General features: G+C 65.9%; 24 protein-coding genes. 5 read left to right on the top strand and 19 right to left on the bottom strand.

Annotated elements, in window-relative coordinates; all coding sequences use genetic code 11:
• Nucleotides 1–5 precede the first annotated feature (5 nt).
• The 7 genes from pdxJ to KW836_RS20915 form a co-directional block, all read right to left on the bottom strand.
• Nucleotides 6–746 (bottom strand): pyridoxine 5'-phosphate synthase, encoded by a 741-nt coding sequence (gene pdxJ / locus KW836_RS20945; protein ID WP_175183947.1) that lies wholly within the window; start codon nt 744–746, stop codon nt 6–8.
• Complete coding sequence (locus KW836_RS20940) at nt 743–2236, bottom strand: efflux transporter outer membrane subunit (protein ID WP_175123626.1); 1494 nt, start codon at nt 2234–2236, stop codon at nt 743–745. The genes pdxJ and KW836_RS20940 overlap by 4 nt, the downstream gene beginning before the upstream one ends.
• Nucleotides 2233–5463: a multidrug efflux RND transporter permease subunit gene (locus KW836_RS20935; protein ID WP_175123627.1), complete on the bottom strand. Its 3231-nt coding sequence runs from the start codon at nt 5461–5463 to the stop codon at nt 2233–2235. Before KW836_RS20935 ends, KW836_RS20940 begins: the two co-directional genes overlap by 4 nt.
• Nucleotides 5464–5528: 65 nt before the next feature.
• Nucleotides 5529–6839 (bottom strand): efflux RND transporter periplasmic adaptor subunit, encoded by a 1311-nt coding sequence (locus tag KW836_RS20930; RefSeq protein WP_175123628.1) that lies wholly within the window; start codon nt 6837–6839, stop codon nt 5529–5531.
• A 207-nt stretch (nt 6840–7046) separates the two neighbouring features.
• On the bottom strand, nt 7047–7418 hold the full coding sequence (locus KW836_RS20925; RefSeq protein ID WP_218344646.1) for a helix-turn-helix domain-containing protein: 372 nt from the start codon (nt 7416–7418) through the stop codon (nt 7047–7049).
• Nucleotides 7419–7657: 239 nt separating this feature from the next.
• The gene (locus KW836_RS20920) at nt 7658–8854 is read right to left on the bottom strand and encodes a patatin-like phospholipase family protein (RefSeq protein WP_218344645.1); all 1197 of its coding nucleotides are present in this window, start codon (nt 8852–8854) and stop codon (nt 7658–7660) included.
• A gap of 10 nt (nt 8855–8864) precedes the next feature.
• Nucleotides 8865–9461: a DUF4136 domain-containing protein gene (locus KW836_RS20915; RefSeq protein WP_191575751.1), complete on the bottom strand. Its 597-nt coding sequence runs from the start codon at nt 9459–9461 to the stop codon at nt 8865–8867.
• A 272-nt stretch (nt 9462–9733) separates the two neighbouring features.
• Between KW836_RS20915 and KW836_RS20910 the strand changes: the two genes are divergently transcribed.
• On the top strand, nt 9734–10528 hold the full coding sequence (locus KW836_RS20910) for a TOBE domain-containing protein (RefSeq protein ID WP_175138097.1): 795 nt from the start codon (nt 9734–9736) through the stop codon (nt 10526–10528).
• A 67-nt stretch (nt 10529–10595) separates the two neighbouring features.
• On the opposite strand, the gene KW836_RS20905 is transcribed toward KW836_RS20910, so the two are convergent.
• The 8 genes from KW836_RS20905 to KW836_RS20870 form a co-directional block, all read right to left on the bottom strand.
• A complete protein-coding gene (locus KW836_RS20905) occupies nt 10596–11282 on the bottom strand; it encodes a sulfate/molybdate ABC transporter ATP-binding protein (protein ID WP_175138096.1) in 687 nt (228 codons plus the stop codon).
• Nucleotides 11279–11965 carry a molybdate ABC transporter permease subunit gene (gene modB / locus KW836_RS20900; RefSeq protein WP_175123634.1) on the bottom strand — a complete coding sequence of 229 codons (687 nt, stop codon included), beginning with the start codon at nt 11963–11965 and terminating at the stop codon, nt 11279–11281. Before modB ends, KW836_RS20905 begins: the two co-directional genes overlap by 4 nt.
• Before the next feature lie 24 nt (nt 11966–11989).
• On the bottom strand, nt 11990–12748 hold the full coding sequence (gene modA, locus KW836_RS20895) for a molybdate ABC transporter substrate-binding protein (protein ID WP_218344644.1): 759 nt from the start codon (nt 12746–12748) through the stop codon (nt 11990–11992).
• Between the two features lie 119 nt (nt 12749–12867).
• The gene (gene speD, locus KW836_RS20890) at nt 12868–13218 is read right to left on the bottom strand and encodes an adenosylmethionine decarboxylase (protein ID WP_218344643.1); all 351 of its coding nucleotides are present in this window, start codon (nt 13216–13218) and stop codon (nt 12868–12870) included.
• Nucleotides 13215–13379, bottom strand: a complete 165-nt coding sequence (locus tag KW836_RS20885; RefSeq protein WP_175138093.1) for a hypothetical protein — start codon at nt 13377–13379, stop codon at nt 13215–13217. The genes speD and KW836_RS20885 overlap by 4 nt, the downstream gene beginning before the upstream one ends.
• Nucleotides 13380–14855: a DUF4178 domain-containing protein gene (locus KW836_RS20880; RefSeq protein ID WP_218344642.1), complete on the bottom strand. Its 1476-nt coding sequence runs from the start codon at nt 14853–14855 to the stop codon at nt 13380–13382.
• Between the two features lie 6 nt (nt 14856–14861).
• Entirely contained in the window at nt 14862–15923 is a 1062-nt protein-coding gene (locus KW836_RS20875) for an SPFH domain-containing protein (RefSeq protein ID WP_218344641.1), read from the bottom strand.
• Nucleotides 15924–15962: 39 nt separating this feature from the next.
• A complete protein-coding gene (locus KW836_RS20870) occupies nt 15963–16349 on the bottom strand; it encodes a DUF350 domain-containing protein (RefSeq protein WP_175123704.1) in 387 nt (128 codons plus the stop codon).
• Nucleotides 16350–16439: 90 nt separating this feature from the next.
• On the opposite strand from KW836_RS20870, the gene KW836_RS20865 reads away from it, so the two are divergent.
• Genes KW836_RS20865 through KW836_RS20855 form a run of 3 tightly spaced genes read left to right on the top strand, consistent with a single transcriptional unit; the run spans nt 16440 to nt 20850 of the window.
• Nucleotides 16440–17951 carry a polyamine aminopropyltransferase gene (locus KW836_RS20865; RefSeq protein WP_218344640.1) on the top strand — a complete coding sequence of 504 codons (1512 nt, stop codon included), beginning with the start codon at nt 16440–16442 and terminating at the stop codon, nt 17949–17951.
• The gene (locus KW836_RS20860) at nt 17951–19594 is read left to right on the top strand and encodes an NAD(P)/FAD-dependent oxidoreductase (protein ID WP_218344639.1); all 1644 of its coding nucleotides are present in this window, start codon (nt 17951–17953) and stop codon (nt 19592–19594) included. The genes KW836_RS20865 and KW836_RS20860 overlap by 1 nt, the downstream gene beginning before the upstream one ends.
• A gap of 8 nt (nt 19595–19602) precedes the next feature.
• The gene (locus KW836_RS20855) at nt 19603–20850 is read left to right on the top strand and encodes an FAD-binding oxidoreductase (RefSeq protein ID WP_218344638.1); all 1248 of its coding nucleotides are present in this window, start codon (nt 19603–19605) and stop codon (nt 20848–20850) included.
• A 61-nt stretch (nt 20851–20911) separates the two neighbouring features.
• Here KW836_RS20855 and KW836_RS20850 read toward each other — a convergent pair whose 3' ends face one another.
• From KW836_RS20850 to KW836_RS20840, 3 genes are all read right to left on the bottom strand, one after another.
• Entirely contained in the window at nt 20912–21706 is a 795-nt protein-coding gene (locus KW836_RS20850) for an ABC transporter ATP-binding protein (protein ID WP_175123643.1), read from the bottom strand.
• Nucleotide 21707: 1 nt separating this feature from the next.
• Nucleotides 21708–22598, bottom strand: a complete 891-nt coding sequence (locus KW836_RS20845; protein WP_218344637.1) for an ABC transporter permease — start codon at nt 22596–22598, stop codon at nt 21708–21710.
• A gap of 319 nt (nt 22599–22917) precedes the next feature.
• A complete protein-coding gene (locus KW836_RS20840; protein ID WP_056563116.1) occupies nt 22918–23889 on the bottom strand; it encodes an ABC transporter substrate-binding protein in 972 nt (323 codons plus the stop codon).
• 265 nt (nt 23890–24154) lie between these two features.
• Here KW836_RS20840 and KW836_RS20835 point away from each other — a divergent pair, with 265 nt between their 5' ends.
• Nucleotides 24155–25111 carry an aldo/keto reductase gene (locus tag KW836_RS20835; RefSeq protein ID WP_218344636.1) on the top strand — a complete coding sequence of 319 codons (957 nt, stop codon included), beginning with the start codon at nt 24155–24157 and terminating at the stop codon, nt 25109–25111.
• Nucleotides 25112–25143: 32 nt separating this feature from the next.
• On the opposite strand, the gene KW836_RS20830 is transcribed toward KW836_RS20835, so the two are convergent.
• Nucleotides 25144–26115 (bottom strand): tripartite tricarboxylate transporter substrate binding protein, encoded by a 972-nt coding sequence (locus KW836_RS20830; RefSeq protein ID WP_175123645.1) that lies wholly within the window; start codon nt 26113–26115, stop codon nt 25144–25146.
• Between the last annotated feature and the right edge of the window lie 185 nt (nt 26116–26300).

Here is a 26300-nt window from a genome sequence, read left to right as displayed (position 1 = left end):
CGCGTTCAAAGCCCGCGCAGCGCGTGCAGGCGCGCCTGCACCATCAGCGCCTTCATATCGCGCACGGCCTTTTCCCAGCCGTCGAAGATAGCCTGCGCGACGATGGCGTGGCCGATGTTGAGTTCGGAAATGCCGTCCAGCGCGGCCACCGGCTTGACGTTGCCATAGTGCAGGCCATGACCGGCGTTCACGCGCAGTCCGTGGCGCAGCCCTTCGGCCACGGCCAAGCGGATGCGTTGCAGTTCCGCTTCGGCGGCTTCGCCCTCGGCTTCGGCGTAGGCGCCGGTGTGCAGTTCGATGACGGGTGCGCCGGCCTTGGCGGCCGCGGCGATCTGGACCGGGTCCGGATCGATGAACAGCGACACGCGGATGCCGGCGTCGGCCAGCAGCGCCACGGCGTCGGATACGGGGCCAAAGGCGCCGGCCACTTCCAGCCCGCCCTCGGTCGTGAGCTCGGTGCGCTTTTCGGGCACCAGGCAGACGTCGCTGGGCTTGACCGCGCAGGCGATCTCCAGCATTTCCGGCGTGACCGCGCATTCCAGGTTCATGCGGGTGCGCAGTTGCGGGCGGATCGCGTAGACGTCGGCGTCCTGGATGTGGCGCCGGTCTTCGCGCAGATGCAGCGTGATCAGGTCGGCGCCAGCATCTTCGGCGCGCAGCGCGGCGGCGATCGGGTCGGGATAAGCCGTATGGCGCTGCTGCCGCAGCGTGGCGACGTGATCAATATTTACACCGAGTTCTATCATTGCACTTTCGTTGTTTCTTCCCAGCCGCCGCCCAGCGCCTTGTACAGCTCCACGCGGTTGATCAGCGCGGCCAGGCCGGTTTGCACGAGCGACAGCTGGGCGTTGAAAAAGTCCACCTGCGCGGTCTGCACCTGCAGGTAGCTGTCGATACCGTTGGTATAACGCAAATTCGACAACTCCAGCGTCCGCGCCGACGAATCCTGCAGCGCGCGCTGGGCGTCGAGCTGCGCCCCGTAGGTGGCCTCGCCCGCCAGCGCGTCCGACACTTCGCGGAACGCCTGCTGGATGGTCTGTTCGTACTGCGCGACGGCGATATTGTCGCGCGCCTTGGCCAGGCTCAGTCCCTCGCGGATGCTGCCGCCGGCAAATAGCGGCGTCGTGATCGACGGCGAGAAGCTCCAGTAGCCCTGCCCGCCCTTGAAGAGGTCGCCCAGCGACGGACTGGCCACGCCCAACAGGCCGGTCAGCGAGATGGTCGGGAAAAACGCCGCGCGCGCCGCGCCGATGTTGGCATTGGCGGACAGCAACTGGTTTTCGGCGGCCGCGATGTCGGGACGGCGTTCCAGCAGATCGGACGGCAGGCCGGACGGCACCGTGGCCAGCAACTGGTCGCGGCCGAACGTGGCCGGCGGGGGCAGCGTGTCGGGCAGCGGCGTGCCCACCACCAGCACCAGCGCGTTCATGGCTTGCGACCGGGCGCGGGCCAGTTGCGCGAGGTCGGCGGAGGCCGTGTCCAGCAGCGATTTGGATTGGTTCAGGTCCAGTTCGGACGCGACGCCGCCATCGAAACGGCGCTTGACCAGGTCATACGATTCCTGGCGCGAGGCCAGCGTACGCTGCGTCAATTCCAGCTGGACCTCGGCGGCGCGCAGATTGAAATACGACTGCGCGACGGATCCGACCAGCGTGATGTGCACGCTTTTTTGTGCCTGTTCCGTCGACAGGTACTGCTGGTACGCGGCTTCGGACAGGTTGCGCAGGCGGCCGAACAGGTCGATCTCGAAGGTCGTCAGACCAATCCCGGCCTGATACGAACTGCTGATGGAACTGGAATCGGGGCCGCCGGCCCGCATGTTGGCCGGCAGATGCTGACGCTGGCCCTGGATGCCGGCGCCGATGCTGGGCCACTGCGCGCCGCGCTGGATGCCGTACTGCGCCCTGGCCTCTTCGACACGCTGGACCGCAACGCGCAGGTCGCGGTTGTTGACCAGCGACAGTTCGATCAACGCCTGCAGGCGCGGGTCGCGGAAAAATTCGCGCCAGCCCAGGTCCGCGGCAGGCGTGCCGGCTTGCGGCATCACGTCGGCGGCGGGCTGCGAGCCCAGCGTGGTGGCGCGCGTGTACGCGCCGTACTGCACCTTGGGCTGGTCGGGCCACGCCGGGCTGACCGGCGCGTCGGGACGCTTGTAATCGGGAGCCAGCGAGCAGCCGGCCAACGCCACCGCCACAAAGGCGGACAAGGCGGTCTGTCTGAACATCAGGGCTTTCATTCCTTGCCCTCCTGGCCACCAGTGGGTTGTGCGGGCTGCGGCGTTCCGGGCAAGGACGCCTTTTCGGCCTCCGCCTTCTTGGCCGCCTGTTCTTCCTCGAAGAGACGCTTCTCGGCGCCCAACAGGCGCGGGCGGGTCTTGAAGAGACCCAGCACCACCACGAAGAACGTCGGCACGAAAATCACGGCGAACGGCGTGGCGGCCAGCATGCCGCCCAGCACGCCCAGGCCCACTGCGCGCTGGCTGGCCGCACCGGCGCCGGTGGCCATCGCCAGCGGGATCACGCCCAGGATGAACGCCAGCGACGTCATCAGAATCGGACGGAAACGCAGTCGCGCCGCCTCGACCGCGGATTCATAAAGCCCCATGCCGCGGGCGTACTGGTCCTTGGCGAACTCCACGATAAGAATGGCGTTCTTGGCCGCCAAGCCGATCACGGTCACCATCCCGACCTGGAAGTACACGTCGTTGGACATGCCCAGCGCGCTGACCAGCGCCACCGCGCCCAGCATGCCCAGCGGCACCACCAGCATGACGGAAATGGGGATGGCCCAGCTTTCGTACAGCGCGGCCAGCACCAGGAACACGACCAGCAGCGACAGGCCCATCAGGATCGGGGCCTGGTTGCCGGCCTGCAATTCCTGGTAGGACAGCCCGGTCCACTCGTAGCCGAAGCCTTGCGGCAACTGCGCGACCAGACGCTGCATTTCTTCCATGGCCTGGCCGGTGGAGTAGCCCGGCGCCGAGGCGCCGCCGATACGCATGGACTCGTAGCTGTTGTAGCGCACCACCTGCACCGGCCCCTGAACCCATTCCGCCGACACGAACGTCGACAGCGGCACCATCCCGCCCTGCCCGTTGCGCGCGTTCAGCTTGAGCACGTCGGACAACTGCATGCGGTACGGCGCATCGGCCTGGACCCAGATGTTCTGCATCCGGCCCATGTTGGGGAACTTGCTGAGATACGCCGAGCCGACAGCGGTGGAAATGAGCGAGGCGGCTTCATTGAAGTCCACGCCCAAAGCGGCCGCCTTGTCGCGGTCGATGTTCAGCGTGAGCTGCGTGCCCGCCGACAGGCCCGTGATGCGGACCTGCGACAGGATCGGGCTCTTCATGGCCTCGCCCATCAGCTGGGCGGTGGCCGCGGCCAGCGCCTCGGTGCCGGCCGCGCCGCGGTCCTGCAGGCGCAGGTCGAAGCCCGTGGCGTTGCCCAGCGACGAAATGGCCGGCGGCACCAGCGTGAACACCTGCGCATCATGGATGCCCATGAGCTGCTTTTCGAAAGCGGTGAACGCAATGGCGCCGGCGGAATCCTGGCGCTCCTTGCGGTCCTTGAAGTCCTTGAGCGTGGTGAACGCAATGGCGGCGTTCAGGCCGTTGCCGTTGAAGCTGTAGCCCTGCACGGCGATGATGTTCTCGACGGCCGGAATGCCCTGGAAGTATTTCTCGACCTGCTCAATCACCTCGACCGTGCGATTGGCGCTCGCGCCGGTGGGCAGCTCGATGTTGCTGACCACATAGCCCTGGTCTTCCTCGGGCAGGAACGACGACGGCAGACGCAGGTACAGCCAGCCCAGCAAGAGGACCAGCACCAGGAACACCAGCATCATCCGGCCGCCCTTGTGCAGGATGCGCGACACCCAGTTCTGGTAGCCGTGGGTGGTGGCGTCGAACTTGCGGTTGAACCAGCCGAAGAAACCCTTCTTGTCCTCGTGGTGGCCCTTGGCCACCGGCTTGAGGATGGTGGCGCACAGCGCCGGCGTGAAGGTCAGCGCCAGCAGTGCCGAGAAGAAGATGGACACGGCCATGGCCACCGAGAACTGACGGTAGATCACGCCCACCGACCCGCTCATGAAGGCCAGCGGCAGGAACACTGTCACCAGCACCAGCGTGATCCCGATGATGGCGCCGCTGATCTGCGGCATGGCCTTCTTGGTGGCCTCTTTGGGCGGCAAGCCCTCGGTCGCCATGATCCGTTCAACGTTTTCGACGACCACGATGGCATCGTCCACCAGAATCCCGATGGCAAGCACCATCGCGAACATGGTCAGCACGTTGATCGAGAATCCAAGCGCCAGCATCACCGCGAACGCCCCCAGCATGGCCACCGGAACGACGAGCGCCGGGATCAGCGTGTAGCGCACGTTCTGCAGGAACAGATACATGACCAGGAACACCAGCACCATGGCTTCAGCCAGCGTGTGCAGCACCTGTTCGATGGACACCTTGACGTAGGGCGCGGTGTCGTACGGCACCGAGTACTGGATGTTGTCCGGGAAGTACTTGGACAGCTCCTGCATCTGGTTGCGCACGCCTTGCGCCGTGGCCAGCGCGTTGGCGTTGGGCGACAGCACAATGGCGAAGGCGGCTGTCGGCTTGCCGTTCAGGCGGGCGCCGAACTGGTAGTTGTCGGCGCCGACCTCGATGCGGGCGACGTCGCGCAGCAGCACCTTGGAGCCGTCGGTATTGGCGCGCAGGACGATCCGGCCGAAGCCGTCGACCGTGCTGAGCTGGCCGTTGGCCGTGACCGTGGCCGTGATGCGCTGCGAATCCGGATTGGGCGGCGCGCCGATGCTGCCGCCGGAAATCAGCACGTTCTGGCCGGCGATGGCGTTGTTGACCTCTGACATGCTGAGGTTGAAACCCACGAGCTTGGCCGGGTCCACCCAGATGCGCATCGCGCGCGGCGCGGCAAAGAGCTGGAACTGGCCCACGCCCGGCACCCGGGACACCGGGTTCTTCACGTTGCGGGTGATGTAGTCGGCCAGGGCCGTCTGGTCCAGCGTGCCGTCCGTGGACGACAGCGTCACGATCATCAGAAAGCCGGTGCTGGTCTGCTCATACTGCAGGCCCTGCTGCTGCACGGCGGCGGGCAACTGGGCGATCACGTTGGACACGCGGTTCTGCACGTCCACCTGCGCCAGGTCGGGATTGGTGCCGGGCGCAAACGTGGCGGTGATGGTCGAGGTGCCGTAGGAATCGCTGACCGACTCGTAATAGATCAGGCCCTTGGCGCCGTTGAGCTGGTCTTCGATGATGCTGGTGACCGACTCGGCCACTTCCGGGGCGGACGCGCCCGGGTAGGTGGCCGTGATCGTGATGGCGGGCGGCGCCACATCGGGGTACTGCGCGACCGGCATGTTCGGGATGGCCAACACCCCTGCCAGCAGAATGAAAAGGGCGACTACCCAGGCGAAGATTGGTCGATCGATAAAAAATTGCGGCATGTGGGCTGACTCTGAAAGCGATGCTCACCAAAGAGGAACGCGGCGCTTGCTGCGCCGCGTGCCGCTTACGATTTCTGGCCTGCGGCCTTGTCCTGCTGGGCAGGTTCGGCCGGCTTGGCGCCGGGCTGCGGGGCGGATTCGGCGGGCTTGGCGGCGGGGGCCGCACCGGGGGCTGCGGCACCCTCAGCCGGCTTGGCGCCAGGCTGCGCGGCTGGCGCGCCGCCCTGTGCGGGCGCCCCGCCCTGTTTCCATTGGCTGACCTGCACCGGCGCGCCGGGACGGATCTTCTGGAAGCCCTCGACCACCACCACGTCGCCGGCCTTCAGGCCGCTGGTGATCAGCCAGTTGTTCTGGAAGGCGCCACCGGTAGTGACCGGCGACTGCGCGATCTTGTTGTCGCGCACCAGCATCAGGCTCTGCTTGCCGTCGGCCGTGCGCTGCAGCGCCTGCTGGGGAACCATCAGGGCAACATCGTCAAAGCCCTGCTCCAGCCGGACGCGCACATACATGCCGGGCAGCAGGATGCCGTCGGGATTGGGGACTTCGGCCCGCAGGTTCACCTGGCCCGTGCTGGGATCCACGGTGATGCCCGTGAACAGCAGCTTGCCGGGGTGATCGTATTCGGAGCCGTCTTCGAGCACGACGGTGGCGCGGGCCGCGTCCTTGCCCACCTGCTGCAGCCGGCCGCTGGCAAAGGCGCGGCGCAGCGCGGCCAGGTCGGCGGTGGACTGCGTGAAGTCGACGTAGATGGGGTCCAGCTGCTGCACCGTGGCCATCTGCGTGGCGGAGGTGGATTCGACCAGCGCGCCTTCGGTGACCAGCGGCTTGCCGATGCGGCCGGTGATCGGCGAGGTGACGTCCGTGTAGCTCAGGTTGATCGCGGCGTTGTCCTGCGCGGCCTTGGCGGCGGCGACGGTGGCGTCGGCCTGGCGGAAGGATGCCACGGCGTTGTCATATTCCTGCTTGCTGACGGCGTTGGCCTTGACCAGCGGGGCGTAGCGGTCGGCCAGCAGCTTGGCGCTGAACAGGTTGGCCTGCGCCTGCTTCAACTGCGCCGTTGCCTGATCGTAGGCGGCCTTGTAGGGCGCCGGATCGATCTTGAACAGCAGCTGGTTCTCTTTCACATCGCCGCCCTGCTCGAACGTGATGCGCTGCACGATGCCGGTGACACGGGCGCGGATCTGCGCGTCGCGCACGGCGTCCACGCGGCCGGGCAGTTCAGAGACGATGGGTGCGCGCTGCGGCTGCACGGTGACGACGCTGACCTGGGGCATGCCAGGATTCATCTGGGGCTTTTCACCACAACCCGCCAATATCAGCGCGAGGACGCCACCGGAAACAGCCAGACCCGAAAATCGTTTAGGCGAAAACCGCATTGAAACCCCCGCGTAGCGTAATGAATCGCGTCGTGAAATCGCGTCAGGAACCGCAGCAATCCGAACGTGCCAGGAGGCAGCGATCAAATCATGACCAAGCGTCACCAACGACACATGAATAGCCCAGTAATGTAACTCAGATATTGGGGAAATCACGTACTTTCGGGCAGTTCGGGGGAACTTTCGGGAGTAATTCCGCAACAATCTTTAGCCGGTGGCGAGCTCCCGCAGATTGCCCAGGAATGCGTAGCCCACGCCATGCACCGTGTGCAGCGGCAGCCTTGCGCCCGCAAGGCGGACCTTGGTGCGAAGCCGGCAGATAGCGACGTTGAGCGACCGCATGTTCATGCCGCCACGCAAGGATTTCACTTCGCTGCGGGCCAGTTCGCGGCGCGGGTTCTTCAACAGGCACGCAAAGCAGGCGCGCTCGACCTCGGTGAGATCCAGCCGCACGCCGTTGGGCAGTTGCAGCGTCCAGCCCCAATAGAGCAGGCTCCACCAGCCGTCGACGGGTTCGTGCGCCTGGCTGGAAGACCACGGGCCGGAAGCATTAACACCGGCAGCAACGCCAGCCGTCATGCCAGGCGCAACGCCGGCAGAAACGCCAGCGTGAACGGAAGCAATACCGGGATCAGGAAAGGGAGCGTTCAAGGCGGATCTCCACCAGGACGGCCGGTGGCACGCTTTGGGGCGGCCCGTCCCGGAACAAGGTTGCGGTTTGTCCCGGAAGGCTACCCTCACGGCGGGGTTCTGCGCCCGTCGCCGCTCATCTATCAGACCAATCCGACTTTTACGCCGCCGGATGATCCCGCCGCCCGCTACGAATGATGGGTGCCGTTGCGATGAATGTCGTGCGTGACGAAGCAGCTGTCCTGCGTCGGACGGGCCAGGATGCCCGGCTTTTCAAGCGTGCGGCGGATGTCCGTCAATCCCGACTCCCAGTGCTCGCGCATGGCTTCGGTGCCGAACTCGTAGTCCTTGGAGTACCGCTCGCGATGCTTGGCCTCGTAGATGAGGTTGATGATGTTGGTGGCCGGCGTGTGCGAAAGCTTGCGGATGTCGGCCAGGTCCGGCGCGTCGCGTTCGCTTTCCGGCAGGCGCTCAAGCAGCCGCTGCAGCCCGTGGCGCAGCTTCAGCACGCGCCGCAACTGATCGGTGACTAGGCGGGTGCGGCTGGAATACTGGATATCCTTTTGCCGCTCGGCCACCTCTTCGAGCGACGTGGGCAGTTCGCCGCGCGCCGGCCAGAGATCGACCTGGAACGCGAGCGTGTCGCGCATGTTTTCGGTGGTCAGCACCTGCGCCAGCGGCGTGTTGGAGACGACGCCGCCGTCCCAATAGTGTTCGCCGCCGATCTCCACCGACGGGAATCCCGGCGGCAAGGCGCCCGAGGCCATGACGTGCTCGGGACCGAGCGTGTGATGCAGGGTGTCGAAATACGCGAAGTTGCCCGAGCGCACGTTCACGGCGCCGAAGCTGGCCCGCACCGCGCCGCTGTTGAGCAGCTTGAAATCCACGAACTGGCGCAGGGTGTCGGCCAGCGGCGTGGTGTCGTAGAAGCTGGTGGAAGCGGCGCCGCGGCCCCGCACCAGATAGGGCGGCGGAAAGCGCGGCTTGAAGAAACCGGGCTGGCCGGTCAACAGGGCCTGCATTGCCGATACCTGCCCATTCATCGCGGGCGAGCCAAAGCCAAACGGCTGGCCCTCGAACATGCGGGTGAAGGCATCACCCCAGGGCAACGAGGCAAAACCGGTAGGCCGGCAGATGCTTTCCCAGAAGCCGCGCAGCCGTTCGACCCGCTCGTCTTCCGGGGATCCTGCGATGATGGCGGCGTTGATCGACCCGATGGAAATGCCGGAAATCCAGTTGGGCCGGATGCCGGCTTCGTGCAGGCCCTGGTACACCCCCGCCTGGTAGGAACCGAGCGCGCCGCCACCCTGCAGCACGAGCGCGACGGTATCGTAGGGCGGCGTATCGCCGGTGTCTTCGGCCAGGGCCTTGCGGCGAGCGGTCATGCGGCGTCCTCTATCGCTTGGTCTTGTCCGGCACCTGCGGCGTGCCGACGCCGGCGCGGAACGGGTATTTGGCGAAGACCTCCGCCACCACCTTGTCCACGTTCTCCGCCGAACCCGCGCTGTCGGGATTCTGGACCTCGCCCACGGCGACGCCCTCCCAGACCAGTTGCCGCCGCCGCGCATCCACCAGGTCGACGCTCAGCGTGCCTTCGGTGTATTGGTAGACGTCGTCGCCCCAGCCGTAGCCGGGCCAGCCGCCGTAGAAACCGGTGCGATACCCGTAATACGGGCCCATGGGCGCGAAGCCGGGCGTGACTTCGGTCTGCTGCTGGAGCTTGGCGCCGAAATTCAGAAGCAGGTCGGGATTGGTGGCGCTGTAGGTATAGCCGCGCATTTCCATCTGGCCGCGGGCCGCGCTCTTGAGCCGTTCGGTCAGCAGCGTGTTGTAGCCGGCCTTGTCCGTCCCCAGCGGAGACATGTAGCCGAACGTCTGGTACTGCGCAAAATTTGCCTGGTGGTCGTAATCGCTCTTGACCGTTGGGCCTGAGGCGCAGGCCGCCAGTAATGCCGTCATGGAACCCGCCGTCAGCAATTTCAACGCTTTCATGTCGATCTCTCCGTGAGTTCAAGGCGACCACATAGTGCCGCGAAGCCATCAAAGTTTCAACAGAATCTCATTCGCAACCACCAAAATTCCAGGCAAGATCACGCGATGCCGCGCTTGCCGCCAGATTGGGGGTGCCTGTTCACCGGCGCGTCCGGACTGCCGTGGCGCTGTGCAGGACGACTTCCACGCCGCGCAGGACCACTTCCCCAACGCCCCGCGCGCCGGGTCCATTACACTTCCGGTCGCTTCCGGCCATCCCTACAGACACGCCCATGCTTGAACTCGACGGCTCCATTTGGTTTCGCTCCGGCGCCCAGACCTGGGGCGGCAAGAACCGCATTGATCTGCTGGCGCAGATCGACGCGACCGGATCGATCACGGCGGCGGCGCGCGCCGTGGGCATGAGCTACAAGGGCGCGTGGGACGCGATCGACGCCATGAACAACCTGGCCGGCGAACCGCTGGTGCTGCGCGCGGCGGGCGGCAAGGGCGGCGGCGGTACGCAGCTGACGGACCGGGCGCGCCGCCTGATCACGACCTTCCGGGCGCTTGAAGTCGAACACCGCAAGTTCATGGACAACCTGACGCGCGCGGGGCTGGATGCCAGCGGCGACATCGACCTGATGAGGCGTTTCATGCTCAAGACCAGCGCACGCAACAAGTTTCTGGGCACCGTCATCGAGATCCGCGAAGGCGCCGTCAACGATGAAGTGGTGCTGCGCATCGCCGGCGGCCACGCGGTCACGGCCACCATCACCCGCGAAAGCACCAAAGAGCTGGGCCTTGCGCCCGGCAAGGAAGCCATCGCGCTGGTCAAGGCGTCGTCGGTCATCGTCGGCGCGCCGGGGCCGGGACTGCGCCTGTCGGCGCGCAACCAGCTGCAGGGGCGCATTACTGATCTGCGCCCGGGCGCCGTCAACAGCGAAATCCTGATTGCCATGGACGGCGGCGCCACGCTGGCGGCCATCGTCACGAACGAGAGCGCCGCAGACCTGAAGCTGGATGTCGGCGCCGAGGCGGTGGCGATCTTCAAGGCGTCCAGCGTGATTCTCGGCGTGCTGGACTGACTTCTGCAGTCGCGGCGGCCTTCACCCAAGTCCAGCCGTCAGGTGAATCAGGCCTTCACCATGTTGATTACAGTCCCACGTTCTCGTCGTGGCGCCCCACCCTGCCCTCGCGCACCTCGAACACCTCGTCGGCCAGGGCCTCCACGTCCGCGGGATCGTGCGTGATCAGCAGCATCGGCACATCCAGCTGCCGCTGCAACGCATCCAGTTCCTGCCGCATCTTGCCGCGCAACTGCGAGTCCAGCGCGGAAAACGGTTCGTCCAGCAGCAGGATGTCGGGCTGCAGCATCAGCGCCCGCGCCAGCGCGACGCGCTGCTTCTGCCCGCCCGAAATCTCGTTGGGATAGCTGCCGACGATGGCGCCCAGTTCAAAAGCGTCGACCCAGCGCTGCGCCTCGCGCGTCACCTCGCGGCGTGGCGGATTGAGCCAACCGCCGCGCAGACCGAATGCGATGTTCTGCGCCACGGTCAGATGGGGAAACAGCGCGTAGTCCTGGAACAGATACGCCACGCGGCGCGATCGCGCCGGCAGGTTGATGCTCGACTCGCCGTCGAACAGCACCCGTCCATTGATGACGATGCGCCCGGCGTCGGGGCGCAGCAATCCGGCCACGGCCCGCAAGGTCAGGCTCTTGCCCGCGCCCGAGGGCCCGAACAGCGCGATGCGTTTGGCGGCCGACTTGAACTGCACGTCGAGTTCGAATTTGCGGTCGCCCGACACCATATGCTTGCGCACGGCAAGGTCGATACTCATCGCCCGCCTCCGTTGCGCTGGCCAGCGCCGATGGGCACCAGCTTGCCGGCGGCCAGCAGCACGACGATGCAGGTGATGGATGTGACCAGCACCAGCATGTTGGCGGTAGCGTCATCGCCCGCCTGCACCGCTTCATAGATGGCGACCGACAGCGTCTGCGTGCGGCCCGGCAGGTTGCCCGCGATCATCAGCGTGGCGCCGAATTCGCCCAGCGCCCGCGCAAACGCCAGCAGCACGCCGGCCGCGATGCCGCGGGCAGCCAGCGGCAAGGTGACGCGAAAGAACACGCCCGCTTCGCCCACGCCCAGCACGCGCGCCGCGTTTTCAAGCTGGCCATCCACGTTTTCAAACGCGGCCCGCGCCGACTTGAACACAAGCGGAAAAGCCACCACCGACGCCGCGATCACGGCGCCCTGCCATGTGAAGACCAGCTCGATATTCCAGCGCGCCAGCGTCTCGCCGATGATGCCGCGCCGGCCCAGCAGCACCAGCAGGTAGTAACCCAGCACGGTCGGCGGCAGCACCAGCGGCAGCGTCAGGATGGCGTCCAGCAGGTCGCGGCCGGGCCAGCGCCAGCGCGACAGGCCGTACGCCGCAGCCGTGCCGGCCACGGTCGCCAAAAGCGTCGCCCAACCGGCCACTTTCAGGGAAAGCAGCAGCGGGACCCAGACCGGATCACTCATCAATACCTACGATTCAACAAAGACTCAGGGCTTCTGAAAGCCGAAACGCGACAGTATCGCCTGCCCGGCGGGCGACATGACATAGGCCACGAAGCTTTCGGCCTCCTTGGCCGCGGACTCGCGCGTGGTCAACGCAATGGGATAGGTCACGGGCGTGGTCGACGGCACGCGCACGGCGACATTGACCTTGCCCGGCATGATGGCCGCGTCGGTCGCGAACACGAAGCCCGCATCGACCTCGCCGCGCGCCACGTAGTCCAGGCTTTGGCGCACGTTCTGCGCCAGCACGCTCTTGGCCTGCACGGCGTCCCACAGACCCTCGGCCTGCAGCGCGGCCTGCGTATAGCGGCCGACCGGCACCGAGGCCGGATTGCCGTAAGCAATGCGCTTGACCTCGTCGCGCTCCAGGTCCTTGAGCGATTTGATGCCCGCCTTGCTGTCGGTCGGAACGATCAGCACGATCTGGTTGGCCGCGAAGTCCACGCGGGTGGCAGGCTTGACGGCCTTTTCCTCGACCGCCTTGTCCATCGCCTTCTGGTCGGCGGACGCGAATACATCCGCGGGCGCGCCCTTCACGATCTGCTGCAAGAGCACGTCGGAGGCGCCGAAGTTCAAGACCACCTTGGTGCCGGCATGTTCCTTTTCAAAGCCCTGCGCCACTTCCTTGAAGGCATTGGTCAGGCTGGCGGCGGCCGACACCACGATTTCTCCGGCGCTGGCATTGGCGCTCCATGCGGCGGCGAGCGCCACGGTCAGCGCCAAGAGCGGGCGTTTGTGCAACATGTATTTCTCCTGTGGATGGCGGCGGGTCAGGATCGAAATATATCCAGGTATATAACGGTCGTCAATTTCGCTCGCCACAGGGGTTTATGAAATATCAAGAGAGACGCCGGGCGGCGGAATCAGCCGCGGTCGACAGTGGTGACGTGCACGGACTCGGCCGCCAGCGCGACGCGCAGAAAGTCCAACGCGGTTTCGGGCCGGGCCGCGCCGCACATGAAGATGTCCAGGGCCGCGAAGCAGTGCTCCGGCCAGGAATGGATGCTGATATGGGATTCGCTGAGCAGGATCACGCCGGTTACCCCCGCCCCTTCCCCGAAATGATGGAAATGGGTGCTCAGCACCTGCGCCCCGGCCGCGCGCGCCGCCGCGGTCATGTGCCGTTCCAGCGCCTGCGCGTCGGTCAGGAGGTCAGGCGCCACGCCGCGGAAGTCCGCCAGCACGTGCCGGCCGGGTGTCCCGTACACGGTCACTTGTGGGATCCGCCCGAGGACCAGCCCGAGCCGCCCGAGGAGCTGCTGCCCCAACTGCTGCTACTGCTGCCGCCGGAGAGGCGCGTGCCCGGCGCACTGGCGCTGGTGGTGGCCAGCACGACCACCATCGCGTACATGGCATACAACAACTTGCCCTTCATCTATTCGTCCTCGCCTGTCAGCATGTCGGCCAGCATGGCCGGTAGCCAGAGAAACACCATCCCGATCAGAACCGGAATGAAGCGGCCGGCAAAAATATTGTTGAAGTTCAGGAACACCATCGCGATCAGCGCGCCCTTGGCCCATTTGCGATAGCCGCCCCCGCCCTTGGCCGACGCCACCCGCATCGCCTTCTGGCGATTGAGCTCCGGGCGGTCGAACCACTGCGCCAGTTGCGCCGGCGACACCGGCGCCGACGCCGACCAGCCCAGTTCCTTGTCGGCCAGTTCGCGGGTCAGCTTCAACGTGCCGACCTGGTAATCCGTGATCTGCGTGCTGTCGCCGACCTTGACGCGCCAGTTGAACGCGCCCAGCGCCATTTCAACGCGCGAGGTGTAGTCGTACAGCTTCTGGTACACCCGGTTGCGCCAGCGCACGCTGGTGGCGTTGTTGTGGCTGGGCCAGGTGTCGCAGACCTGCACGCGTTCCCAACCCTCGTCGGACTCCACCAGCCAGACGAACCCCTTGGCCGGGTTGAACAGCAGGTATTCCATCCAGCTTGAAGGTTCTTCGGGATCGGGATCGGCGCACTTCATCAGGCCGATCAGCGTGAAGTCGGCGCCTTCCATCTTGGCGACCGAGCCCAGCGGCAACGTGGCGCGGATCTTCTGCACCCTGCGCGCCTTTTCGATGACCTCGGCCGTGGGGCCCGAGCAGTCGACGGCGGCGGCGCACGACGGGCAAACGACATTCGTGGCCATGGCGGCCACGAAGGAGATCGGCGCGCCGCAGTTCGGGCAGTCCAGCGCCTTGATCTGGCCGCGAAAGCGTCCCGCGGTTTCCTCGACCTGTTCTTTGGTGCGCAACGAGCCCGCCTGCATGGCGGACAGGTCGAACGCCTTGCCGATATAGAGTTCGGGCTGCGGACCGTCCGAGAAATCCAGCGTCAGGAACGCGTCCAGGCTGCGGTAGTCGGCCACCTTGGCCTGCCAGCCGTCGCCCGGCACGAAGGGCAGCTCGCCCTGCGCGCCGCCGGCCTGGCTGGTGCGCACGTCCGCCGCCACGAAACGCTGGCCGTCGAGCTTCAGTTCGTCGCCGGGCGAGATGCTGTCGAACGCCGGCATCTCCTGCACGGACTTGACCTTGCGCCGCCGCGTGACGGCATACTGGCCCGAGGCGTCCGACAGCCAGCCGTCGGACGCGTCATCGAACCACACGTACCACTCGTTCCAGAAACCCTCGTCAAAGCGCATCTGGATGCGGCCGATGACGTCAAAGCGCTTGCCGTCATAGGTGCCCGTCGCGCCCAGGCACAGCGGCGAATAGTCCTCAAGGACGTCGGCCGCTTCGCCGATGCGCCTGACCGACTCGGCATCCTTGAGCAAGGTGCTGCGGCAGGCGCCGCAGACCGCCATGACGGAGGCCGCGGACGTGAACTTGACTGGGGCGCCGCACTGCGGACACAGAACCTGCTGCATGGGGCCTTAGCTGGTGAGTTTCTTCAGCACCTCGGCCTTGGCCGAGTCGTAGTCCGCCGCCGTGATGAGGCCCTTGTCCAGCAGGTCTTTCAATTGCTGCAGGCGCTGCACCGGATCGGCCTGCGCGGGCTGAGCGGCGGGTTGTTGCGTCGGCTGCTGCGGCTGCTGTTGGGCCGGCTGCTGTTGGGCCGGCTGCTGCGGCTGGCCCTGAGATACGCCCAGCCCCTGCGCCATCGTCTGGCCCAGCGCCGCGCCGGCCGCCAGGCCCGCGCCGATGCCCGCAATCCCGCCTTCGTTCTGTGCGGCCAGCGGAATCGACGTCGCCGTCTGATACTGCGTGAACTTGCCCAGGTCGCCGGCCATGCCCATCGAGATCCGGGTGTCCAGCGCCTTCTGCAGCTCTTCGGGCAACGACACGTTCTCGACCGTGAAGTTGTCCAGCTTGACGCCGTAGCGGTCGAACACGGGCGCGAGCTGTTCGGCGATGCTCTGCGACATCAGGCCCTGGTTGCCAGCGATGTCCAGGAACGGCACCTTGGAACTGCCCAGGGCGGTCGTCATGGCGGCCACGACCATATTGCGCAGTTGCGCTTCAAGGTCGTCCACCGTGTACACGTCGCGCGTGCCGCTGATTTCGCGGTAGAACTTGCCGGGATCGGATATCTGGTACGAATACACGCCAAACGCACGCAGACGCACCATGCCGAATTCGCTGTCGCGCAACGTCACCGGCTGCGCCGTGCCCCAGCGCCGGCCCAACTGCAGGCGGGTGCTGAAAAAGATGACGTCCGACTTGAAGGGCGACTCGAACAGCTTGTCCCAGTTCTTCAGGTAAGTCAGGATCGGCAGCGTCTGCGTCGTCAGCTTGTACATGCCGGGGCCGAACACGTCGGCCACCTTGCCTTCGTTGACGAACACCGCCATCTGCGATTCCCGCACGGTCAGGCTGGCGCCGTACTGGATTTCGAAATCCTGCATCGGATGGCGCCAGGCGAGCACGCCGTCGCGATCCTCGTTCCATTGCAGGATGTCGATGAACTGCTTGCGAATGAATGAACCGAGACTCATGGAAAGTCCTCCTGTGTCAGATCGGAGAGTGCGCGCCGCTCAGGTCAGGCAGGCGGCGTTGACGATGCCGGCCGACAGCGAAATCGCGCCGATCAGGCCGCCCATGGCGATGTTGTTTTCGGCGATGGCGTCGGTCATGCCGCGTATGGCCTTGGACACCACCGCGTAGACGACGATCTGCACGATCATCGCCGCCACGCCCCAGACCACGAACATGACGAAGCTGGCGTGGACCGCGATGCTGGAACACAGGGTCAGGCTGAAGCCGACCAGCGCGCCGCCATAGGACAGGGCGGCGGCAATGTTGCCCTCGCGGATGAGGTCGAATTCCTTGTAGTGCGTGATGGCCGTGTAGACCGCCGTAAAAACGCCCAGCATGACAAGCGCCGAGACGATATAGATCAGATAGGTCACCGCCGGATGCATTGCTTCTCCCATTGCCAGCCTCCCAATTGCGCGCAGTATATACGTCGCGTTCGATATACTGCGAACGCATTTTTTGGCTCGGACACTCCCATGCGCGACCGCGTTCTCATTCTCTCGGTATTGATCGTTGCGTCCTGCGGGTTGGGCTACGAGCTCATCAGCAGCGCGCTCGCCAGCTATTTGCTTGGGGATTCGATCCTTCAGTTCTCCTCCGTGATCGGGTGCTATCTCTTCGCGATGGGCATCGGTTCATGGTTGTCAAAATATGTAAGAGACGAAGACGTTCTGAATCGCTTCATCGACGTAGAACTGCTGGTGGCGTTGTTGGGCGGCGTGTCGGCCGCCGTCCTGTTCCTGGTGTTCGCGTGGCTGTCCGCGCCCTTTCGCGCGGCGCTGTATGTCGGCGTCTTCATCATCGGACTGATGGTCGGCATGGAGATCCCGCTGGTGATGCGGGTCTTCAACCAGCGCAAGGCCGAATTCCGCGAAATCGTCAGCCGCGTGCTGACCTTCGACTACCTGGGCGCGCTGGCCGTGTCGCTGGTGTTCCCATTGCTGCTGGCGCCCAAGCTGGGACTGCTGCGCACCAGCTTCCTGTTCGGCATCCTGAACGCCAGCGTCGCGCTGTGGACCACGTGGCTGTTCCGCGCCGAAGTCACCCGCCCCGGCGAAAAAGCCGTGCGCGCCGGCGTGGTGCTGGGGATTCTGGGCCTGGGATTCGTCTATTCCGGCAGCATGACCGCCTGGGCCGAAAAAGGCCTGTATGGCGACGACATCATCCACGCCGAGACCACGCAGTATCAGCGCCTGGCCGTGACGCGCTGGCACGACGACCTGCGCCTGTACATCAACGGCAACCTGCAGTTCTCGTCGCGCGACGAGCACCGGTATCACGAATCGCTGGTGCATCCCGGCCTACAGGTGCTGCCGTGGGCGCGCAACGTGCTGGTGCTGGGCGGCGGCGACGGCCTGGCCGTGCGCGAGATCCTGAAATACAAGCACGTCGAGCACGTCACGCTGGTGGATCTGGATCCGGCCATGACGAATCTGTTTTCGCGTTCGGACCCGCTGGTCGCGCTGAACGCGGGCGCGCTCAAAGACCCGCGCGTCACCGTCATCAATGACGACGCGGGGCGGTGGCTGGAGACACACGCCGAGGTCTACGACTTCATCGTGGTGGACTTTCCCGATCCGTCCAACTTCGGTTTGGGACGGCTGTACTCCGTGCCGGTCTATCACCTGATGGCGCGGCATCTGGCGGAAAACGGCTACATGGTCGTGCAGTCCACCTCGCCCTACTTCGCGCCGCGTTCGTTCTGGAGCGTGGACGCAACCCTGAAGGAAGCGGGCCTGAACACCTGGCCGTATCACACCTACGTGCCGTCGTTCGGCGACTGGGGTTTCATCCTGGCCAGCAAGCGGCGCGACTACGCACCGCCCGAAAAAATCACCGTGCCCACGCGCTATCTGGACGCCGTCACCGTGCGCGAGCTCTTTCACTTTCCCGCCGACATGCCGGCGCTGGCCATGCCGCCGAACCGCCTGAACGAACAATCGCTCGTGCGCTACTTCGACGAGGACTGGCGCAAGGTCATCCGCTGATGCGGCGCCGCAGCTTCCTGTTGGGCGCTGCCACGGCCGCCGCGGCGGGCTCGGTCGGCTATTGGCGCGCGCGCGTCGTCGAGACGACGCCCGACGTGCACTATCCCGGCATGCAGGCCGGCCACGCGCTGCGCGACAAGGCCGCCCTGCCGCAGCCGTCGGCCACGCGGCAGCAAGAAGTCGCAATCCTGGGCGCCGGCGTGGCGGGCCTGTCCTGCGCGTGGAAACTGGCCCGAGAAGGCTTCACCGATTTTGTCGTGGTGCAGGGCCCCGAGTTCGCGGGCAACGCCGCGGCGGGCGTGCGAGATGGGCTGGACTATCCGCTGGGCGCGCACTACCTGCCCTTGCCCTCGCTGGCGTCCGCCCACGTGCGTGAAATGCTGGCCGACTTCGGCATCATTGAGCGCGGCGCGGGCGACGCGCGTCCCTATTACGACGAAGCCGTCCTGGTGCATTCCCCGCAGGAAAGACTGCTGCGCAACGGGCGCTGGGAAGAACACCTGCTGCCGATGACGGACGTGCCGGATGCCGACGCCGCCCAGCACCAGCGCTTTCTGGCGCTGGTCGATCAGCTGCGCACACAGGTCGGCAGCGACGGCCGCAAGGTGTTCTGCATTCCGCTCGACCTGTCGTCGCGCGATCCGGCGTGGCGCGCGCTGGACGCGCTGACGTTCAAGGACTGGCTGGCGCGTGAAGGCTATACCTCGCCCGCGCTGCATTGGTATCTGAACTACTGCTGCCGGGACGACTACGGCGCGGGAATCGAGGTCGTCTCCGCGTGGGCGGGGCTGCATTACTTTGCCAGCCGCGACGGCCATGCCACCAATGCCGGCGAAGGCGCCGTGCTGACCTGGCCGGGCGGGCTGGCGACGCTGGCCGAACGGATGCGCGCGGCCATCACGCAGAAGCTCGGCCACGCAGACTGGCTGCTGCCGGGCACGGCGGTGCGTATCGAGGAACTGGCCTCCGGCCCGCGCGTCCTGTGCATCGAGGATTCGGCCGATGGCGCCGCCCGCGCCTATGCCCTGCAAACCCGCCGCACCGTCTGCGCCATGCCGCTCTTCGTCGCGCAGCGCCTGCTGCCGGACATCCGTGCGTACGGCTACGACCCGGCCACGCACGCCGCGCCGCACGCGGCCTGGATGGTGTCGAACTTCGTCATGGACGGCTATCCGCTGGAAGCGCCGGGCGAGCCGCTATCGTGGGACAACGTCGTCTACGAAGGCCAGGCGCTGGGCTACGTCGTGTCCACCCATCAATTGCTGCGCGTGGCGCGCACGCCGCGCAGCGTGTTCACCGCGTATCACGCGCTGAGCGGCCAGACGCCGCAGGCCGCGCGCGAATGGCTGACGCGCGCCACCCCGCAAGACCTGCGCGACGTGGCCGCGGTGGATCTGGTGGCGGCGTATGGCAAGGAGTTCTGGCGCAATGCGCGCCAGTTGGAGATCACGGTGCGCGGCCACGCCATGGCTACGCCGGTGTGCGGCTACCTGTCCAATCCGGGCCTGGCTGCCCTGCGTGCCGTGGACGGTCCGGTGCTGTTCGCGCACGCCGACCTGTCGGGGTATTCGGTTTTTGAAGAAGCCTCATGGTGGGGCGTGACGGCAGCAGCGCGTATTCTGGGCGGCCATCGACAAGGATGAGACAAGACATGGGTAATCACGTCATCGTGCTGGGCGCCGGCATCGTCGGCGTCTGCTGCGCGCTGGAACTGCAGCGGCGCGGCATGTCGGTCACGCTTGTGGATCGGCAGGCGCCCGGGATGGAAACGTCGATGGGCAACGCCGGGGTGCTGGCCCGCAGTTCACTGATGCCGTTCAATCACCCTGGCCTCTGGGGACAACTGCCGCGTCTCTTGAAGAACGACACCGTCCAGTTCCGATACCGCTGGCCTTACCTGGCGTCGAACCTGGGCTGGGCAGCGCGATTCCTCATGAGCGCGCGGCCTTCCGTCTTCCAGGAGACTGCCCACGCATTGGACGGTCTGATCCGGCTGTCCGCGCCCGAACACCTGAAGCTGCTGGATGAAAGCGGCGCGCGCCACCGGCTGCGCGACACCGGCTGGATCTTCCTGTACCGCACGGCGGCGGCCTGGAACGCGGGCGCATTGGCGCGCCGCACCTTCGCGCAGTACGACGTGCCGACCCGCGAACTGAACCCTGCGGAACTTGCCGAGGTCGAACCCGCCCTGTCGCCGATCTTTCACCGCGCATTGTGGATTCAGGGTTCGTATTCGGTGGATGATCCGCACGAGGTCGTCGCCGCGTACGCCCGCCTGTTCCAGCGCGAGGGCGGCACGTTCAAGCGGATGGACGCCGCCGCCATCCGCCGCGACGGCAATGGCTGGGCGGTGCAAGGGACAAGCGCATCGGAATCGGTGTCGGCCGACCGGCTGGTCGTCGCGCTGGGGCCGTGGTCCAAGGCGTTGCTCAAGACCACCGGCATCGACCTGCCCATGGCGTTCGAACGCGGGTATCACATGCATTACAACGGCCGCGACGGCGTACGCGTCACGCGCCCCGTTTACGACACCGGCGGCGGCTACGTCCTGTCGCCCATGGCGCGCGGGCTGCGCCTGTCGACGGGCGTCGAGCTGAACGCTTGCGAGGCGCCCGCGCGTCCCGAGCAGCTGGATCTGGCGGAACAGCGCGCCCGCGAGGCCTTCCCGCTGGGCGACCGGCTGGACGCCGCCGCCTGGCTGGGCCGCCGCCCCACCCTGCCCGACAGCCGCCCGATGATCGGCGAAGCGCCGCGCCATCCCGGCCTGTGGCTGGCGCTGGGGCACCAGCACATCGGCTTCAGCACCGCGCCGGGCACGGCAAAGGTGCTGGCGGAACTGATGCTGGACGGCGCCGCCGCATCTCGACACGCGGCCTTCCGGCCCGGCCGGTTCATCTAGGCAAACGCGGTCCTTGAAGGACCGCGTTGTTGACCGCGCTATTTACCGCGCCTTTTCGTCTTCAGCCCAGCAAAAGCGCATCGTCCGACAGCTTCTCGCCCCGCACCCGCTCGAACATGGCCAGCAGGTCCGGCACGTCCATGCCGCGGCGCTCGTCGCCGGACACGTCCAGCACGACCTGGCCCTGGTGCAGCATGACGGTGCGGTCGCCGACATCCAGCGCCTGGCGCATGCTGTGCGTGACCATCATGGTGGTGAGCTGGTTTTCCGCCACGATGCGCGCCGTCAGTTGCAGCACGAAGTCCGCGGTGCGCGGGTCGAGCGCGGCGGTGTGCTCATCCAGCAGCAGGATGCGCGAGGGTTGCAGCGCCGCCATCAGCAGGCTGACCGCCTGGCGCTGGCCGCCGGACAACAGGCCGATGCGGTCGGTGAGGCGGTTTTCCAGGCCCAGACCCAGCGTGGCAAGGCGCTCGCGAAAGCCCGCTTTCATCGAGGCCTTCACGGCGCGGCTATAACCGCGCGAGGCGCCGCGCATCTGCGCCAGCGCCATGTTTTCCTCGATGGTCAGGTCTTCGCAGGTGCCCGCCATGGGGTCCTGGAACACGCGGGCCACGCTGCCCGCGCGCGCCCACACGGGCTTGCGCGTCACGTCCACACCATTGATGTCGATGCGTCCCGAATCGATGGGCAGGTCGCCCGACACGGCATTCAGGAACGTGGACTTGCCCGCGCCGTTGGAACCGATCACGGTGACGAACTGGCCTGACGGGATTTCCAGCGTGAGGCCGCGCAGGGCGCGGGTCTCGATGGGCGTACCCGCGTTGAAGGTGATTTTCAGGTCTTTTGCGGACAACATATCAGCGCCCCTTCTTGCCGACCAGGCGGCGCTTGAGCATGGGGATGACCAGGGCGATCGTGACGAGCACCGCGGTGACGAGGTTCAGGTCCTGCGCCTTCAGGCCGATGAAATCGCTGTTGAGCGCCAGGGCGATGAAGAAGCGGTAGACGATGGCGCCGATGATGACGGCCAGCGTGGCCAGCACCAGCTTGCGCGACGGCAGGATGCTTTCGCCGACGATCACCGCGGCCAGGCCGATCACGATGGTGCCGATGCCCATCGAGATGTCGGAGCCGCCTTGCGTCTGCGCGAACAGCGCGCCGGCCAGTGCAACCAGCGCGTTCGACAGCGCCATGCCGCCCAGGATCATGCGGCCGGTGTTCACGCCTTGCGCGCGGGCCATGCGGCCGTTGGAACCGGTGGCGCGCACGGCCAGGCCGGTTTGCGTCGCGAAGAACCAGTCCAGCGCCAGCTTGCACAGAATGACGATGACGATCAGCAGCAGCGGGCGGGCGACATAGTCGGAAATCCACGCAGGCTGCAGGATCGTGAACACGGTGGGTTCGGTGATCAGCGGCACGTTGGGCTTGCCCATGATGCGCAGGTTGATCGAATACAGCGCGATCATCATCAGGATGCTGGCGAGCAGATCCATGATCTTGAGCTTGACGTTCAGCCAGCCCGTGACCAGCCCGGCCGCGGCGCCCGCGATCATGGCGATGATGGTGGCGGAAAACGGATCGGTGCCCGAGGCGATCAGCGTCGCACAGACCGCGCCGCCCAGCGGAAAGCTGCCGTCCACGGTCAGGTCCGGGAAGCGCAGCAGGCGAAAGGAGATGAACACGCCCAAGGCCACCAGACTGAAGATCAAGCCGATCTCCAGCGCGCCTAACAACGAGAACAATGACATGGGTCAGATCCAATCAAGATAAGAAACGAGCATATTAAAGAAGTGAAACGTACGATTTCTTGCGTTCGCGGGTCAGTTTTACCCGAGCTTTCGCAATGAACGTTTCTCGGCATGGATTTTCTCTCGTTTCCCGCCCGCGTGCCTACGCGCCGGCGCTGCCAGCGAAAGCACGAGACCTGTCAAGGAAGCAACAACGCCGGGCCGCGAGCATCTTGTGAACGCTGCCGCCCTGTGGAACATCGGGTAAGCACACCACGAAAAACGCAAGAAAAACCCCGCGCACGCCGGATAGGCATGGCGGGGCCGATTTCGCGCCGTATTATTTCACGACCACCGCGGCGGACTTGATCAGCGCCTCGGGCAGGGTCACGCCCTGCTTGGCGGCCGCGCCCGGATTCACGTACAGCTCGAGCTTGGAGCTGGTTTCAGACGGAATGGCGCCGGGCTTCTCGCCCTTCAGGATGCGCACGACGACCTTGCCGGTCTGCACGCCCAGATCGCGGTAGTTGATGCCCAGGGCGGCAATGCCGCCGCGCTTGACGCTGTCGGTATCCGACGCGATCAGCGGGATCTTGGCGTCGTTGCCCACCTTGACCAGCGATTCGTACGCCGACACGACGTTGTTGTCGGTGTTGGTGTAGATGACGTCGACCTTGCCGATCAGGCTGCGGGCGGCGGATGCCACGTCCACCGAGCGCGGGGCGGCGGCTTCGACCAGGCTCATGCCCGACTTGGGCAGGATTTCCTGGAGTTTCTTGACGACGACGACCGAGTTGGCCTCGCCCGGGTTGTAGACGATGCCGACGCGCTTGGCGTTGGGCAGGATCTTCTTGATGAGTTCAACCTGCTTGTCCAGCGCCAGCAGGTCCGACACGCCGGTCACGTTGGTGCCCGAGGCGTCCATGCTGGACACGAGTTGCGCGGCAACCGGATCGGTCACGGCGGAATACACCACCGGCACGTCCTTGGTGGCGGCCACGACGGCCTGCGCCGACGGCGTGGCGATCGCGACGATGGCGTCCGGCCGGTCGCCGACGAACTTGCGAGCGATCTGCGCGGCCGTGCCGTTGTTGCCCTGCGCGCTTTGATACTGCCACTTCAGGTTCTTGCCCGGCTCGTAGCCGGCTTGCTTGAGGGCGTCTTGCACCCCGTCACGCACGGCGTCCAGCGCCGGATGCTCGACGATGGCGGTCACCGCGACGGACTTTTGCTGCGCGGCGACCGGTGCGGCGATGGCCATCGCCAGCGCCATCGCGCCAACCGTCAGAAAATGTTTTTTTCCGATCAGCATATGTTTGCTCCTTGAACCCTGGGTGTTGCTTGTTGAATTTGCCGGTTTCTTCATGGCGGGCGCGGGTTTTTGATCCGTTTGTCCTGCCACAAAGCCGTATAGTCTAACGTGCCGTCCACCAAATGGACTTGGGGGGAATCCCTGTAATGGTGCATCCATACAGGCGCGCCCCGACCCGAGGCAGCGGCGTGAATATACTGACATCCGCCGGGCAAACGCCGTTCATCCCGTTCCGCGTGCCCGCCGACGGCATCCCGAGGCCACCATGATCAAACGCGCACTGGGCCGATCCGGCCTGCAGATTCCCCCGCTCACTTTCGGCGGCAACGTCTTCGGCTGGACCGTCGACGAGGCCGGCACCTTTTCTTTGCTGGATGCGCTGGTGGACGCCGGCCTGAATTTCATCGACACGGCCGACATGTACTCGCGCTGGGTTCCCGGCAACCAGGGTGGCGAATCCGAAACCCTGATCGGCAAGTGGCTCAAGCGATCGGGCAAGCGCGACCAGGTGCTGATCGCGACCAAGGTCGGCATGGAGATGGGTCCGGGCCAGAAAGGCCTGTCGCCCGCCTACATCCGGCGCTCCTTGGACGCATCGCTGGCGCGCCTGCAGACGGACTACGTGGACCTGTACCAATCGCACCAGGACGACCCGGACACGCCGCTGACCGACACGCTGGCCGAATACGCCAAGCACATCGAAGCCGGCAAGGTGCGCGCGATCGGCGCGTCCAACTACACGGCGGTGCGGCTGTCGGAAGCCCTGATCGCCAGCGAGCGGCACAGCCTGCCGCGCTACGAAAGCATCCAGCCCGAGTACAACCTGTATACCCGCGAGCCCTTCGAATCCGGCCTGCAAAGCCTGGTGAAGACCCAGCAGATGGGCACGATCAATTACTTCGCGCTGGCAAGCGGGTTTCTCAGCGGCAAGTACCGCGGTCCCGAAGATGCAGGCAAGAGCGCGCGCGGCAAGAAGATCGTGGACACGTATCTGAATGATCGTGGCTACCGCATCCTGAAGGCGCTAGACGAGGTGGCCGAGGACGCCGGCTGCACGCCCGCACAGGCCGCGCTGGCCTGGCAGATCGCGCAGCCGGGCATTACGTCGCCCATCGTCAGCGCCACGTCGCTCGCCCAGCTGGACGAACTGGTCAAGGCCGCCAGCCTGACGCTGACGCGCGACCAGCTGGCCCGGCTGAGCCAGGCCAGCGATTGGCGCTGAGGTTGCTTAGTCCAGTCGCTTAGTTCAGCCGCTTAGTCCAACGTCACGCCGGAGTCCTTGACGACCTTGGCCCAGCGCTGGACTTCGCTGTCGACGAACTTGCCGAACTCGGCGCCGGTCAGCGTGGGCACGCCCGTGCCGTTGCCCGCCCAGGTCTCCTTCAGCTTGGGCGTGTTGAGCGCCTTCGTGATCTCGGCGGCCATTCTTTCCGTGGCTTCCTTCGGCGTGCCCGCGGGCGCCCAGATCGCATACCAGGTCGACACCACGTAGTTCGGCACGCCGGCTTCGGCAGCCGTGGGCACGTCGGGCAGGGATTGCGAACGCTCCGTGGCGGCCACCGCCAGCGGCTTGATCGCGCCGGCGCGGATGTGCCCGGCCGACGAGCCCAGCCCATCAAACGCCAGATCCACCTGACCGCCAATCAGCGCCGACAGCATGGGACCCGCGCCCTGATACGGCACGTCCACCAGCTTGACCCCCGTCTGCATCGCGAACAGCTCGCCGGCCAGGTGGTGCGTGCTGCCCTTGCCTGCCGTGCCGAAGTTGATTTCGCCGGGGCGTTTCTTTGCGTAATCGATGAACTCCTGCAAGGTCTTTACCGGCAGCTTGCTTGCGTTGATGACGACGACCTGCGGCGGCTGCGCCACCAGGGCGACCGGCACGAAATCCTTCTGAATGTTGTAGCTCAGGCTCTTGTACAGGGAAGGCGCCAGCGCATGGTGCGCGCCGCCCATGAAGAACGTGTAGCCGTCGGGCTTGGCCTTGGCCGCCACGCCGGCGCCCACGGTGCCGCCCGCGCCGCCCTTGTTGTCGATGACCACCGTCTGGCCAAGCTGCGTGGTGAGCTGCGCGGCCAGCGGACGGGCGAACGTGTCCGTGCCGCCGCCGGCGGGAAACGGAACGATCAGCGTGATGGGGCGTTCGGGCCATTGCGCGGCGGCAACGCCGCCGAAACCCAGGGCTGCCACGGCGAACACGGCCGCGGCGGTGGTGCGATAAGTCATTTTGTCTCCTCTTGCTGCATCGGGGTACGGCGCCTGTTTTCTGGCGTCTCGTCGCTGAGATATTTTTTTCTTCTGAATGCGGCGGGCAGGTCTTATCGGGGCATTGGATGGGGATGCTTCTCCTTGGCTGCTGTAAATGAACGCGGTGAAAGAATTCGGTGATAAAAAAGCCGGCCCCACGGGGA

This window comes from Achromobacter sp. ACM05 (assembly GCF_019218915.1).
Lineage (GTDB): Bacteria > Pseudomonadota > Gammaproteobacteria > Burkholderiales > Burkholderiaceae_B > Achromobacter > Achromobacter animicus.
Note: the sequence above shows the minus strand (reverse complement) of the source record. Positions and strands in the feature narration are given on the sequence as shown.

Bases quoted from the DNA above. Each gene is read 5' to 3' on its own strand.
- KW836_RS20910 (WP_175138097.1), top strand. From the start codon at position 9,734: ATGCTTGAACTCGACGGCTCCATTTGGTTTCGCTCCGGCGCCCAGACC.
- KW836_RS20860 (WP_218344639.1), top strand. From the start codon at position 17,951: ATGCGGCGCCGCAGCTTCCTGTTGGGCGCTGCCACGGCCGCCGCGGCG.
- KW836_RS20885 (WP_175138093.1), bottom strand. From the start codon at position 13,379: ATGAAGGGCAAGTTGTTGTATGCCATGTACGCGATGGTGGTCGTGCTG.
- KW836_RS20930 (WP_175123628.1), bottom strand. From the start codon at position 6,839: ATGCGGTTTTCGCCTAAACGATTTTCGGGTCTGGCTGTTTCCGGTGGC.
- KW836_RS20835 (WP_218344636.1), top strand. From the start codon at position 24,155: ATGATCAAACGCGCACTGGGCCGATCCGGCCTGCAGATTCCCCCGCTC.
- KW836_RS20905 (WP_175138096.1), bottom strand. From the start codon at position 11,282: ATGAGTATCGACCTTGCCGTGCGCAAGCATATGGTGTCGGGCGACCGC.
- KW836_RS20865 (WP_218344640.1), top strand. From the start codon at position 16,440: ATGCGCGACCGCGTTCTCATTCTCTCGGTATTGATCGTTGCGTCCTGC.
- KW836_RS20850 (WP_175123643.1), bottom strand. From the start codon at position 21,706: ATGTTGTCCGCAAAAGACCTGAAAATCACCTTCAACGCGGGTACGCCC.
- KW836_RS20920 (WP_218344645.1), bottom strand. From the start codon at position 8,854: ATGACCGCTCGCCGCAAGGCCCTGGCCGAAGACACCGGCGATACGCCG.
- KW836_RS20935 (WP_175123627.1), bottom strand. From the start codon at position 5,463: ATGCCGCAATTTTTTATCGATCGACCAATCTTCGCCTGGGTAGTCGCC.
- KW836_RS20925 (WP_218344646.1), bottom strand. From the start codon at position 7,418: ATGACGGCTGGCGTTGCTGCCGGTGTTAATGCTTCCGGCCCGTGGTCT.
- KW836_RS20855 (WP_218344638.1), top strand. From the start codon at position 19,603: ATGGGTAATCACGTCATCGTGCTGGGCGCCGGCATCGTCGGCGTCTGC.
- KW836_RS20845 (WP_218344637.1), bottom strand. From the start codon at position 22,598: ATGTCATTGTTCTCGTTGTTAGGCGCGCTGGAGATCGGCTTGATCTTC.
- modB (WP_175123634.1), bottom strand. From the start codon at position 11,965: ATGAGTGATCCGGTCTGGGTCCCGCTGCTGCTTTCCCTGAAAGTGGCC.
- KW836_RS20840 (WP_056563116.1), bottom strand. From the start codon at position 23,889: ATGCTGATCGGAAAAAAACATTTTCTGACGGTTGGCGCGATGGCGCTG.
- modA (WP_218344644.1), bottom strand. From the start codon at position 12,748: ATGTTGCACAAACGCCCGCTCTTGGCGCTGACCGTGGCGCTCGCCGCC.
- KW836_RS20875 (WP_218344641.1), bottom strand. From the start codon at position 15,923: ATGAGTCTCGGTTCATTCATTCGCAAGCAGTTCATCGACATCCTGCAA.
- pdxJ (WP_175183947.1), bottom strand. From the start codon at position 746: ATGATAGAACTCGGTGTAAATATTGATCACGTCGCCACGCTGCGGCAG.
- KW836_RS20915 (WP_191575751.1), bottom strand. From the start codon at position 9,461: ATGAAAGCGTTGAAATTGCTGACGGCGGGTTCCATGACGGCATTACTG.
- KW836_RS20870 (WP_175123704.1), bottom strand. From the start codon at position 16,349: ATGCATCCGGCGGTGACCTATCTGATCTATATCGTCTCGGCGCTTGTC.
- KW836_RS20880 (WP_218344642.1), bottom strand. From the start codon at position 14,855: ATGCAGCAGGTTCTGTGTCCGCAGTGCGGCGCCCCAGTCAAGTTCACG.
- KW836_RS20830 (WP_175123645.1), bottom strand. From the start codon at position 26,115: ATGACTTATCGCACCACCGCCGCGGCCGTGTTCGCCGTGGCAGCCCTG.
- KW836_RS20940 (WP_175123626.1), bottom strand. From the start codon at position 2,236: ATGAAAGCCCTGATGTTCAGACAGACCGCCTTGTCCGCCTTTGTGGCG.